At 54.3% G+C, this 13,005-nt stretch carries 9 protein-coding genes; 2 read left to right on the top strand and 7 right to left on the bottom strand.

Going from position 1 to position 13,005, the window contains the following annotated elements:
- Positions 1–13: 13 nt before the first annotated feature.
- The 7 genes from ACP5OT_RS16100 to ACP5OT_RS16070 all read right to left on the bottom strand — a co-directional run bounded on the left by ACP5OT_RS16100 (position 14) and on the right by ACP5OT_RS16070 (position 8,692).
- Positions 14–856: a redoxin domain-containing protein gene (locus ACP5OT_RS16100; RefSeq protein ID WP_428111622.1), complete on the bottom strand. Its 843-nt coding sequence runs from the start codon at positions 854–856 to the stop codon at positions 14–16.
- Positions 857–887: 31 nt separating this feature from the next.
- A complete protein-coding gene (locus ACP5OT_RS16095; protein WP_424675140.1) occupies positions 888–1,976 on the bottom strand; it encodes a J domain-containing protein in 1,089 nt (362 codons plus the stop codon).
- Positions 1,977–2,408: 432 nt separating this feature from the next.
- A complete protein-coding gene (locus tag ACP5OT_RS16090; RefSeq protein WP_424675139.1) occupies positions 2,409–4,805 on the bottom strand; it encodes a heme lyase CcmF/NrfE family subunit in 2,397 nt (798 codons plus the stop codon).
- Between the two features lie 44 nt (positions 4,806–4,849).
- On the bottom strand, positions 4,850–5,269 hold the full coding sequence (locus ACP5OT_RS16085; protein WP_424675138.1) for a cytochrome c maturation protein CcmE: 420 nt from the start codon (positions 5,267–5,269) through the stop codon (positions 4,850–4,852).
- Positions 5,270–5,316: 47 nt separating this feature from the next.
- Positions 5,317–5,526 (bottom strand): CcmD family protein, encoded by a 210-nt coding sequence (locus tag ACP5OT_RS16080; RefSeq protein ID WP_428111619.1) that lies wholly within the window; start codon positions 5,524–5,526, stop codon positions 5,317–5,319.
- A gap of 1 nt (position 5,527) precedes the next feature.
- Complete coding sequence (locus tag ACP5OT_RS16075) at positions 5,528–6,487, bottom strand: cytochrome c biogenesis protein (protein ID WP_424675136.1); 960 nt, start codon at positions 6,485–6,487, stop codon at positions 5,528–5,530.
- Positions 6,488–6,763: 276 nt separating this feature from the next.
- Complete coding sequence (locus ACP5OT_RS16070) at positions 6,764–8,692, bottom strand: hypothetical protein (protein WP_424675135.1); 1,929 nt, start codon at positions 8,690–8,692, stop codon at positions 6,764–6,766.
- 134 nt (positions 8,693–8,826) lie between these two features.
- Here ACP5OT_RS16070 and ACP5OT_RS16065 point away from each other — a divergent pair, with 134 nt between their 5' ends.
- Together ACP5OT_RS16065 and ACP5OT_RS16060 are read left to right on the top strand one after the other, a co-directional pair.
- Positions 8,827–11,307 carry an ATP-dependent Clp protease ATP-binding subunit gene (locus ACP5OT_RS16065; RefSeq protein ID WP_424675134.1) on the top strand — a complete coding sequence of 827 codons (2,481 nt, stop codon included), beginning with the start codon at positions 8,827–8,829 and terminating at the stop codon, positions 11,305–11,307.
- A gap of 104 nt (positions 11,308–11,411) precedes the next feature.
- Positions 11,412–12,491, top strand: a complete 1,080-nt coding sequence (locus ACP5OT_RS16060; RefSeq protein ID WP_424675133.1) for a GAF domain-containing protein — start codon at positions 11,412–11,414, stop codon at positions 12,489–12,491.
- The last annotated feature ends 514 nt before the right edge of the window (positions 12,492–13,005 follow it).

Here is a 13,005-nt window from a genome sequence, read left to right as displayed (position 1 = left end):
CACCCCAACACACTTACGGCTGCTTATCACCGACCGGTCGCAACTCAGCAAAGCGAGCAGCAATGTCAGCAAATGTCAATTCTCCGATGTGTACGTAGCGGAGTTGACCATCGGTAGTGACGAAATAGCTCGTTGGTAGTGGAAAAATCCGATAGGCCTCGGCGATCGCGCCATCAACATCGAGAGCAATTGGATAGGTGACACCGTACTGAGCAAGAAAAGCTGCTATATCCTCTATCGTTTGGCCGTTCACCTGTTCATCATCGGTAAGATTAACGCCGATAACCATCAACCCTTGCTCGGAAAACTGTTCGTAGGCCTGCTGGAGCGCTGGTAATTCGCGTTTGCACGGTTCACACCACGTACCCCAAAAATTGATTAATACTACTCTACCCCGATATTGTGCCAGTTCAACCGTTCCGCCACGTAGCTCCGGTGCAGTAAAGTTGGGAGCTGGGCGGTCGAGCTGTCCCATCGGTGGAGTATTTACTGTATCGCGGTTGGTCATTAGCCAAACGATAGCGACCAACCCTACTGCCAGGAAGGAAAAGATAAAGGCACTGATGACTTCTTTGCGGCTAAGGGTGCGTCGCGCCGGTGGTGGGCTTGAGGTGGTGAGTCCTTGACTAATATCATATTGACGGCGACGCTCAGGGTCACTGAGCACGTAGTAGGCATGCTCTAGTTCGGCGAGTCGCTGACGAGCGATGGTCGCCAGCTCACCGTCAAGGTCTGTCAGACGTGCTGGGTCGTATCGTTGTCGCTGCTGTTCATACGCAGCGGCTATTGCTGCCTGATCGGCAGTTGGGCTAACACCGAGCAAACTGTAATATGTATACCCTGTCATACTTGACATTGTAACATACCTTTACCAGGACGGTTAGCTTTTACTTACTATACTCGTTGATCAGAATCTGAGCTTGTAATTGCAGGCCCGGATTCACTCCTGGGATTGACAATACCAACCGCCACTGTTGAATAGCTCGTTCGACTTGTGGTGGATCAACGGCGATCAGACAGATACCGTGTGAAAGCAACACGCGAGCATCTTGCGGGGCAGCGGTAAGCGCTTTCTCAGCTTCAGCAAGCCCCTCCTGGGCCCGTTGTGGATTACGGGTATCAAGGCCGTAGTAGCACAAGCTGGCAGCAATGTCAGCCCGTACCACCTCATTGTCCGGTTGAAGTTCGAGAGCCTTGCGGTAAGCTTCTACCGCTTCTAACCAACGCGGCAAGCGCTCCTGATAAATACGCCGGGTTTCCGTATCACCGTTAGCGAGTTGTTCACGGACAAACACAACACTGTCAAACAGCGCATTACCCAAGTTTACCCATGCGTTGGGGTTATCCGGCACTTGTCCTACCACCTGTTGTGCGGCGATTACCTGTCCTTCAAACTGATCGAGCACCTCACGCAAGGTTGGCGTCGGAGGAATAATGGTAGGTGTGGGCTGCGTGAACGTCGTCGGTGCAACCACAGCCGTACTGATCAGTGTACCGAGCACAATACTGAACGTCGCGGCAGCTACGATCAGTGAGGGCAAGACCCAGACTGGCAACTGGCGTTGCACGGCACGACCCCGACCAGGCGATGTCTTGTGGGTAGGTGAGAGATACGGTTGTGGGTTGAAACCCGGTGGCCGTTCTTGCCGACGCGCCGGTGGCAGCGGCCGAAAATCGATAAGCTCATCATCATCAACAATCGGTGCTGACGAACTGGGGGTATGTTTCGTATTCGGTTCCGCGTGCGCCGATTCCTGTCGCTCCCGATCATATTCGGCACGTCGTTGTGGATCGCTCAGTATGGCGTAAGCCCGTTCGATTTCATCACGACGTTGGCGCGCCAGCGCAACTAACTCTTCAGCCGCACCTTCTAACCGTTCGGGAGCGTAACGCTCGCGCAGTCGTTCATACGCGGCCCGAATCGCTTCCGCATCAGCCTTGGGATGAACTTGTAGGATTTCGTAATAGTCGGTCATTGCTCTTCACTACAACGGTCGCGACCGGTAGTTTGCGTAACTACCAACCACGACCGCACCGGAATCCTCTACTTCACCACGATAACATCTAGCACTATGATATATTGATCGGGCATTGAGCAACCATCACACCCAAACCGACTCGATACGGCCGAGTATGAAATCGATCAGCGGGTGATTAGCGGAGAGACACAACTAACATTAAAGAAGATACGGCTGGTTGGGAAGGGTGTGGGATTGGATGTCATAGTAGCGAAACGCAGGTAGGAACCTGGCATTGCTATCTTCCCACCGTGCGTTATCGCCCGAACAAGGTATACCCACAAAGATTCTTTAAGACCAACCAGTACAAACGTTATATCAGCGCTATCACCTTTACAACGAACGTTGAACAACTATCAACAACCTCGTAACGTATGATGCACTATCAACTCACGAATGGCTCATTCTTCGCCAACCGAGTTGCGTAACCAATTCAGGCCACGCCTTGGGCAGCCGGACCCGTACACCGGCCAAGGCCAAGCTCCCTTCGAGATAACGACGCACCAAGGCAATTGCGCCACCGACGACCATCAAAATCACACCGGTCCATACCAACACCACCAGCGGCTTCACGCTCACCGCAATCACCGCCTTGGCCGGTACTACCGGTAAATCATCCAGACCGGGGCCACTCCCTTCGAGCAAAACCATCCGGTTCGTTGGATCAAGCTCACGCAGATACAAGGTATGACCGCCGGGTAGCGTGACCGGTATATATTGCAACTCGCCTTGGTTCGTAGTGGGGTTCGTCACCACTTCGACGCGCGGCTCAACCGTGATCGTCTGTCCTTCATAGAGCACATCAACTTTGGCCCCGACCTTCGCCTCACCACGCATCATCGCATCGCGATCAATATTAAACCCGCGGAACGTGAGCGTGTACGGCCCCATCTGGGCACTTTGGTCGACACCGAGCACCGGGCGCGAGGGATCGCGCTCAGGATCATAGCCGGCCGGCGAGATATACAGATCGTGCCAGAAATAGCTATGGATCGAGGGCGTCTGCATGGTAGCGCCCATCCGCTGGTTGAAGTAGAGATAGGGCCTGGCCGAGAAGGTATTGACACCGTCGCTCACCGTTAGATCGAGCACACCACGCTGCTGATCGTCAAGCTGATACCCATTGAAGATGAACTCATACCCAAACAGACGGGCCGACTCACCGGGAGCGAGGGTCAAGCGCGTATCAGGTGTCGCATACGCTGACGAAGCCACCATACCGATGGCCATCACCGTAAAGCCGATGTGAGCAAGGTAACCCCCGATCCGCAACCAACCACCGCGCAAGGTACGCACGACCATCAGGACGTTGGTACCGAATGCAAATGCGCCGCCGGCAACGTATACCAACGAGAGCAGATCACGGACGTTGATGATCAGAGCCACAATCGTCGCAACAACAGCCAACACTGCCGGCCAACGCAATGCGCGCAGCAGATGACTGAGATTAGCGTCACGCCAACCAAGCAATGGTCCGACAATCAGGAGGATAATTGCAACCACACCCAAGGGTGGCACCGTGCGCTGATAAAAGCTTGGCGCCAGTGAGAAACGGCCATCTGTAAACGGTTGGGCCTGTGGGTTCATCAGCGTGCCATCATCAATCTCGAAATAGCGGCCCATCCACTCTTGCAGGGTATGACCAACGCCAGGAATGGCCGAGATAACCGGCATTGAAGTACCGATACCAACGACCAATGCCGTCATCACCAAGGTGATAATCGCCAACACAAAGAAGCTATCGCGCGAGAAGAACTTATCGCTCAGCGGGCGAGCGGGAATATCGTTCCAGCGCATGAGCAGGGAAATGACGGCCACTGCCAGCAAGAAAATCTGAAAGCCGACCAATCCCTCGAAAATGCCCTCAGCCACGAACGAATGCACCGAGAAATTGGCGTAGACCCCACTGCGGGTCATAAACGTAGCGTAGAAGACGGTAATATACGTCGCTATACCGAGCACCAGATTGGTCTTACGCAGACCACCATGGGTGCGCTGGATCAGCATACCGTGGATGAGCGCGGTAAGAATCAGCCACGGTACTAGTGACGAATTCTCGACCGGGTCCCAGCCCCAATAACCACCCCAACCCAGTGTCTCGTAGGCCCAGTAGCCACCGAGCAGGAGAGCGAGACCAAGAAACGCCCATGCAACCAGCGTCCACGGTAAAGCGCGTTGCACCCACGTATCGTAATCACGACGCCACAGAGCAGCCAAGGCAAACGCGAAGGGTATCATTGTGAGGGCATAGCCTACAAAGAGCACCGGTGGATGGATAATCATCCAGAAATTGTGCAGCAATGGATTAAGGCCGCGTCCATCAGCCGGGGTCAGTGCTGCACCGGTTGATGGATCGATCAGAGGTTGGAACGGATTAAGGACCAACACAAAACCGATAATTGCTGCCTGAATCGCCATCACAATTGCCAGTACGTAAGGCTCGAAATGCTTCGTGCGGCGCACCAGCAACGCACTGGCAATTGACCCCCACAACAGCCAGATCATGAAACTACCAGGCTGCCCAGCCCAACTGGCGGCAATGGTAAAGAAGAACTCAAGATCGCGTGAGCTATAGTTATAGACATAATCGAGATCGAAACGACGGGCCAGAAAGACGGTGATCAACAGCGTCCACGACATCAGCACGCCGGCCAGCGCAGCGTAGACACCGAAGCGCGCGTAGCTCAGCGCTACCCGCTGCCCGCGGATCACCAATCCATAGCTGATCGTCGCCAGCAGGGTCATGCCGAGGCTGGCCATTAACAGAAACGTGCCAAAGAGATACATAGCAACTCTTTCCAGCGATCGTCGGATAACGACCGATCATTTATCTACGGTTTCGCTTGATTCATCTCCTGATACTTTGATGGACACTTAACGAGCAAATCATCGGCCATAAATGCTTGCTCGATCGGATCGTAGCGACCAATCGCCACGATGCTAATCGCCTGCTCGAAATTGGCCGGTCGCGGGTCATCAGAGATGACTTTGATCAGTTTGCCGTTTTCATCTTGCAGCATAAACGTGAAGCGGCCTTGTTCATCGATCTCGCCTGTGCTACCGAGAAAACCGGCCAATTGCACACTGCGCGTACTGCGCATCGCCTCATCAACACTGGTAGTGTATGCACGAAAACTATCTTGGAACCCGAAGAAGCCGTACACCACCGTCAATAGGATAATACCGATACCCACTACGTGCAGTGGTTTAATGGTCAAACCTCGACGTAATGGAGGGTTCGCAACAGCCATACCAATCTCCTTAATCTGAAGACGATAACATAAACGGCTTGCAATTCCTAACGATGCTCAACCGGCGCGTCCTCACGTACCTCGTGAATACGACTCACTTCTGCCGACGGGGCCGTTGCGTCAAGATGTTCACGTTTACGCTCTAGTTCACGGCGCAACGCCCGCGCCGTCGCATCGATCCGCCACAAATAGATGAAAATGACGATCCACATCGACAGCACGGCAGCAGTGGCTGCGATTATTGATGAACTATCCATCTTAGGCCCTCCCACGTTGTACGACAGCCCACTGTAAGTTTAGCACTAACGAGCGCACCTGTAACATCCAGAAGAAGAGCGCGGTAAAACCAAGGTTGGCTGCAAGGAAGACGTACAGCGTCCGCCGATTCTCGAGCAACTGCGTACCCGGTGCCTCCATATTGAGGCGAACCGTACCGCGCGCTTCATCATACTCCTCAAGACCGAGCTGGAAGCGCGAACCGGGGAATTCAGGGCGAGCCGCCATACCGCCGTCAACTAGATCAAGACTGGGGTAAAGGATGGCTTCACTCTGTAAGCCTGGCGTACTCACCTTCACCTCGGCAACAATGAGATTACCCTGTCGCTCAAGACCGAGCAACTGGACTTTGTTATCGCCGATCAACCCAACTTTCCCCACTTCAAGCTCTACACCATCACAGTTGCTCCCCTGAATAAAGGCACAGTTGGGGTGCAACGTACTATCGGCGATCCGCGGTGCAACAAAAAAGAGAAAAGGCATTGTCACGAAGGCAAAGAGTGAATAGACTGCACTCAGTTGCCGACGCCGATCCATATCATCAATGGCTGAACGGAGCGCGAACAAAGCAGCATAGATGAGTAGCAGAACGAAGATCGAGGTCTGACGTGGATCCCAATTCCAGAAAATACCCCACGCCACTTGTGAAAAGATCATGCCGGTAACGGTGGCGAGGATGGTAAACAACAAACCGATTTCGGCCGCAGCGACGGCAATATGGTCGTCACGTTCTCGTCGCCGCCAGAGATACAAACCGCTGAAGATCGCCGAAACCGTAAAGGCAATAACACTGACCCACGCCGTCGGTACATGAAAGATCACAATCCGACCAGCCTCACCAAGCCCTTCGTACTGCGGCACGATCAAGAAGGTCGCAATGGTGACTCCGGCCAACCATACACCAATCCCAATCTTTGCGGTCTGTGCTAATCGTTGCACCATGGCAAACAGCTTTCTAGTCCTCATGGGGATTAAACTATTGCCGTTTGACGTATCATACAATGTTTTTGCCCTAGAATCAAGGAACCTTGCATAGGCATGTAAGAACGATATAGTAAGCTATTCCCATTGTATCATGACTATCACTGACGATGACGGTTCCGCACCGCAGCCCCATCAGATCACAGTACTATGCTGATCATAACGGTTGGGCAACGAGCAACCATAACATTGGGGGAAGCGGCACTATCGGGCTACGTGAGCAAACGCTCATCACGTTTAAGCGATATGGCGCTTCTCCATAATAAAATGGTACCAGCGTGCCGCCACACTAAGCGCCAGATAGACCAACGAGAGACCGGCAACGATGCGTCCAGGAACAGACTGCTGCCAGAGCCAGTTGAGTGCCAGTGCCATACAGATGGCGGCAAGCGGCAACATAAAAAAGACATGCTTCAATATCATGTCAGCGATTGTCCAGTTGACCAGTGAATAGAGGATGAGAATAGACCACCACGCTACCAGGAGCGCGTGAGCACGTTTAGCCGATAACCACGCCAACACGGCGCCACCAACGATCAAGAAGATACCCGGCCATGTTAGATGATTGATGATAAATGCGGCATCGATTGCCGGAGTAGGCAATGGCAACGGGTTTGCCCTGGCAATCCGTCGGTCGAGTGCTGACGTAATCGCCGGCAACGTCTCGGTCACAATGGTTGGCACGTACCACATATGGTAGATCACAAACGCTACCCCTTCGGCAATCACCAACCCTAAGATGACCGAGCGGCCACGTTGAACTGCCAACGATTCGCGCCGGATCAGTTCGGCAATTGCATATATCCCCATCATAGTGAAGGCCATAATCCCTACTACCGTGTATGTCAAGATCGCCAGCATTGCGGCTGCTGCCAAGCCCCACACCGTCCGTCGATCTGTTGGATCATCGTGGTAGGCTAACACAACGGCAATCAACACCAACGTGCCCCACAGGCCCAACTGCGTCGGCCAGTTCCCCCACGAGATCAGGAAGTAGGGCATGAGCAGCAAATGGTAGCAACCTGCTGCGGCTACCGCGATTCCGAATTGCCCGAAGAGGCGCAATGCAACGTATGCAATGAACAAACTACGTGAAACATCGAGCGCGGTATTTAGTACATTCGAGGCCAGACCGAGATCGATTCCGATCAGGCCAAACGGCGCCGTAATCAGATACCACAACGGCGAGTATGGAAAATGACCGCCCTCAAAACCTACCGTATCACCCAGCAACGTCACCCGACTCGGGATAACCAGTTCCATAAACCGGCCATCGAGCACCATCTGCGTGCGCGGCACATGCCAGCGCTCATCGTACACGATAGTCTGCGGATAGATCACACCACCGATCTTGATAATGGCTGCGCACACGATAATCCGCCACAGCCAAGTTTCATGCCATTGTGGCAGCGTTTCACCGCCACGCACAAACGCAAAACGGGTCAAGGCGCGCAACGGTCCCAGCACCACATGCAACCCAACAAACAACCCCCACAGCATTGGTGTAAAGATAGCCCACTCTAGCGGAAACGTAGCTAACAAGCTGGCCAGCACAACGAGTGCTACCGTCGTGATCACAACCGCCGGCATCGGTGTGACCGCCAGTCGGCGCATCAACCAGTACCCTAAAACACCGATCAGTGCCAAATGCACCGACTGTTGCCACGGCCAGCCGTATACCAACTGGTAAGCCATCACCCAATCGATGACAAATCCTAGGCGGCGGGAATCGCTGGATGTTGAGAACGTTGAACTGGTGAAGTAAAGCTGTAGATGATCATCGCCCGGTGGTAGCAACACGTAGTACCGCGCCACATCACTGCGTAGCTGTATTGTCACCGAAACGGGACGGTCGGCGGTTATCGTGACTACCGCTGGCGGTACGCCATCTGGCCGATAGCCACTTGCCCGCATGACGACCGTCGTCCAATTGGCGCCAATCCCGGGAAACGCGACCGTTGCTTGTTCTTTCGTAAACGCATAGGAGAACTGTTGGTTGCGTTCGAGACCATGAAAGCCTGAGATATAGGGCAAAGCGTAGGTCGTACCTACATCAATGCGTCCTACCGGTAACACCACCGCGGATAAACCGGCACACACTATCCCAAGGATGGCTAACCCGATTATACCCACCAGATCGTACCGCCATTGTCGTAACCATCCCATATCGTCTCCGTTTCTATAATAAAAATCTGATAGATCGGGTCTCCTTTTGGACGAACCCTATGCTATACTACCAGAGCAGATCAATGTTGTGATCTGCTTACCCGCCCTGAGGCGGTCATTCTAGAGGGAAAGCGATGAGACTGGAGCGATTTACCGAAAAGGCGCAACATGCCTTCCATTTAGCGCAAGAAATTATGCAGGAGCATCAGCATTCGCAACTCGACGTTGAGCACCTCTTTTTAGCGATGCTCCGCCAGCGCGATGGTCTGGCAAGTCGTGCGCTCACGCGGCTGAACGTTGATCCACAAGAGGTGGAACGACGGATCGAGCGTGAGCTGGAAAAGCTCCCCCGAATGCTTAGCACGCACGGGATAAGCGGTCAAGTGTATATTACGCCGCGTACCCAGCGACTTGTCAAACGTGCCGAGGAAGAAGCCAATCGGCTCGGTGATCAGTACGTTGGTCTCGATCACTTGCTAATCGGACTGACGGGCGAGCGCGACGGTCCATCGGCACGGATTTTACAGAGTTATCAGATCGATCAGGAGCGGATGTATCAAGTGTTGATGGAGATTCGTGGCAGTCAACGCAGCGATGACCCGTCGGCCGAGAGCCGCTACGAAATCCTGACGAAATACAGTACCGATCTGACCGAACTAGCACGCCAAGACAAGCTCGATCCGGTCATTGGCCGGGAAGCCGAAATTATACGGGTCATTCGCATTTTGTCGCGTCGTACCAAGAATAACCCGGTGTTGGTGGGAGAAACCGGTGTCGGTAAGACGGCGATTGTCGAGGGATTGGCCCAACGCATCGCTCGTGGCGATGTGCCGCCGACCCTGCGCGATCGCAAGGTATTGGCTCTCGATTTAGCCGGCATGGTAGCCGGCTCAAAGTTCCGCGGCGAGTTTGAAGAGCGGCTGAAGGCGGTGATGGACGAGGTACGCAACGCCAAAGGTCGCATTATTCTCTTCATCGATGAATTGCATACGGTTGTTGGGGCCGGTGCAGCGACCGGCAGCATCGATGCCTCGAATATGCTCAAGCCGGCACTGTCGCGTGGCGAGATTCAGGTGATCGGCGCAACAACTATTGATGAATACCGCAAGTATATCGAGAAGGATGCGGCACTTGAACGACGCTTCTCTCCGGTGTTCGTTGAGGAACCTGACCCGGAGACAACCATTGAGATGTTGCGTGGCCTGCGCAAGCGGTATGAGGAACATCACCAATTGACGATTAGCGATGAGGCGTTGCGCGCTGCCGTACAGCTTTCGAGCCGTTATATCAACGATCGCTTCCTGCCGGATAAGGCTATCGACTTGATTGATGAGGCGAGTGCCAAACTGCGGATCGATATTTTCTCGATGCCACCGGAATTGAAAGCGAAGGAAGAAGAACTGAAGCGGCTACAGGCCGAAGAGGAAGAAGCCGGTGCTCGTCGCGATTACGAACGAGCAGCGATACTCCGCTCGCGCTATCTAGCGCTCCAAACTCAATTCGAGGCTGAGCGCAACGAGTGGCTGGCCCGGAATGACCTCGACGAAGTAGTCGATGATGAGGATGTCGCGCAGATCGTCGCCAGTTGGACGGGGGTGCCGGTCAGCCGGATGCTGGAAACCGAGCGCGAAAAGCTGATCCATATGGAAGAGCGACTGCACGAGCGCGTCATCGGTCAGCACGAGGCGATCGTCGCATTGAGTGACGCAATCCGGCGCGCACGTTCAGGCTTACGCGATCCGCGTCGCCCAATCGGCTCGTTCCTGTTCGTCGGCCCAACTGGCGTCGGTAAAACCGAGTTAGCCCGTGCGCTCGCCGAGTTTATGTTCGATAGCGAAGAGGCGATGACGCGGGTTGATATGAGTGAGTATCAGGAGCGGCACACCGTGAGTCGTTTGATCGGTGCGCCGCCCGGCTACGTCGGTTACGATGAGGGCGGCCAGTTGACCGAGAGCGTGCGTCGCAGACCTTACCAGGTGATTCTCTTCGATGAAATTGAGAAGGCGCATCGCGATGTCTTTAACGCATTGCTGCAAGTGCTCGATGACGGGCGCTTAACCGATGGTCAGGGGCGCACGGTCGATTTTCGCAATACGATCATTATTATGACCAGCAATGCAGGGACCGAGCACCTGCAAGGTGGTGGTATCGGCTTTAACGTTGGGGGTAAGGTTACGAAAACTATTGATCTGCGCGAAGCGCGCAAGAAGGTTGATGAAGCGCTCAAGCAGACCTTCCGACCAGAATTCCTTAATCGGATCGACGAAATTATCCTCTTCCATCCGCTGTCGATGGAAGACCTGACCAAGATTGTCGAGCTACAACTCGGCGAGTTGATCAACCGGTTGCGTGAACAGCAGATCAGCCTGACGCTAACCCAAGCGGCCAAGGAGTATCTCGTCAGAGAGGGTTATAATCCGGTCTTTGGTGCTCGACCGCTGCGTCGTACCATCCAGCGTCTCATCGAAACTCCGATCTCACGCGAGTTGTTGCGAAGTCATTTCACTGCCGGCGACCTGATTGAGGTTGATGTGGAAAATGGTCAGCTCGTGTTCCATCGCGGTGGTATCTTGACCATGGAAGAGCGCCGTCCGGCTGAACCGCTCGATGCGTGAACTGTAATCTGTGACGCCGGGTTTGTCATCTTCTGACAACCGGCGTCATGGTATGATGGAATTCGAGAAAGTAGCGATTCTCTCGTCTCTGATCAGGAGTTGATGTGACTGCGTCTGATGCCGCCATCCAGCTCGTTGTTGCTCAACGTCGTGCTGCCCGTCTGCGTAACGCACTGATGACGGTAGGAGCGTTTTTTACCACGGTACGCCAGGCCGATCCACTACCGGTGCTGCGAGATCTGTGTAGCGAATGGCTACAGGTCGATAACGTCGAGATAATGGTGCCTGCCGGTACGGGCAGTTTACAATCGCACGCTCCGACAAAGCTGGTCGGCCCGATTACAATCGGACGACGAGTCATAGGTAGGATTGAGGTAAGTCGATCCACACCACCGTTCGACAGTGATGATCGGGAATTACTGACGGTATTAGGGCAAATTATCGGCATTGTTTTTGAGCAGTCTTCGCTCCAAAGTCAGCTTGACCAATACCTCAATCAAGCACGTGCCCACGCCGATACGCTCGACCAGTTGCTCCAGTTTGGCCGTCTGGTGACGAGTGCGACCGCCGATCCGCTACACCTCGGCCTACAACTTGCGACGCAAGTGCCGGCTATGGTGGGAGGCGAACGAGCATCACTTCTTCTCATCCAGCCCGACAACCCCGAATCGTCAATCCTCCTGCTGAGCAATGGTCATGTTTCTACGCCAGAACGTGCCCGCGAGGTGCGCGAGCATGGGTTTGCCGGATTGGTGTTGCGTGAAGGTCAACCGCTGATCATTGACGAGACCGATGCTGACCAACGCTGGCTTACATTGCGGATGCGCGAGTTTGACTCACCTACTCGCTGTGCAATGGCAGCTCCGCTACGATGGGGACCACGACTACTGGGCGCATTGACGGTAACAACGACGCATAGCCGTCGCTTCGATAGTTCACACCTCAATCTACTGGAGTTGGTTGCTTGCCACATTTCACTGGCGATTTATGCTGCCGATCTCGAAATGCGTCGCAAACAGAGTGCAAAACTACTTAGTGAGATCGAGACAATGATGAAGACAGCTTTAGCTGCAGCGCGAGCCGGTGATCTTCACGCCTTGGATGCGCTTGAGGCGCAACTAAATCGTTTACGCAAAGTGCAGCAATCGCTTGCCTTGGATATGAGCAAAGTTTCGGATGAATAGTCACTAAAGCAGTAGTTTCCACCGGTCTTTGCTGGAGCGATTCACGAGAAGCGCGGGTTGTGTACCCGCGCTTGCTGTATCGTACCCATCGCCCTTGGTCATTGCGCAATGCCGTGCTACGGCTGGGGTACCGACCGCGAGGCGGTTCCCGATAATCGTGCCATGCCCCTATCACCGAGACCGCCGAGGGTTGGCGCTGAGCTGAATGCATGATGCCGCCTTCGTGTCATTCCGCGCGCGATACCACCTTCGTGTCATTCCGCGCGCGATACCGCCTTTTTGTCATTCCGAGCGGAGCGAGGAATCTGAGCGGGTTGGGTAAGACCCCTCGCTGCGCTCGGGGTGACAATGGAGGAAGCGGCGCGGGGTGACAATGGAGGACGGTCACGGGTGACACGATACCGCCTTCGCGTCAGTCCACGCGCGATACCACCTTCGCGTCAGTCCGCGCGCGATACCGCCTTTTTGTCATTCCGAGCGGAGCGAGGAATCTGAGCGGGTTGGGTACGACCCC

This window comes from Chloroflexus sp. (genome assembly GCF_049970315.1).
In the GTDB taxonomy this organism is placed as follows: domain Bacteria; phylum Chloroflexota; class Chloroflexia; order Chloroflexales; family Chloroflexaceae; genus Chloroflexus.
Note: the sequence above shows the minus strand (reverse complement) of the source record. Positions and strands in the feature narration are given on the sequence as shown.

Bases quoted from the DNA above. Each gene is read 5' to 3' on its own strand.
- ACP5OT_RS16100 (WP_428111622.1), bottom strand. From the start codon at position 856: ATGTCAAGTATGACAGGGTATACATATTACAGTTTGCTCGGTGTTAGC.
- ACP5OT_RS16095 (WP_424675140.1), bottom strand. From the start codon at position 1,976: ATGACCGACTATTACGAAATCCTACAAGTTCATCCCAAGGCTGATGCG.
- ACP5OT_RS16090 (WP_424675139.1), bottom strand. From the start codon at position 4,805: ATGTATCTCTTTGGCACGTTTCTGTTAATGGCCAGCCTCGGCATGACC.
- ACP5OT_RS16085 (WP_424675138.1), bottom strand. From the start codon at position 5,269: ATGGCTGTTGCGAACCCTCCATTACGTCGAGGTTTGACCATTAAACCA.
- ACP5OT_RS16080 (WP_428111619.1), bottom strand. From the start codon at position 5,526: ATGGATAGTTCATCAATAATCGCAGCCACTGCTGCCGTGCTGTCGATG.
- ACP5OT_RS16075 (WP_424675136.1), bottom strand. From the start codon at position 6,487: ATGGTGCAACGATTAGCACAGACCGCAAAGATTGGGATTGGTGTATGG.
- ACP5OT_RS16070 (WP_424675135.1), bottom strand. From the start codon at position 8,692: ATGGGATGGTTACGACAATGGCGGTACGATCTGGTGGGTATAATCGGG.
- ACP5OT_RS16065 (WP_424675134.1), top strand. From the start codon at position 8,827: ATGAGACTGGAGCGATTTACCGAAAAGGCGCAACATGCCTTCCATTTA.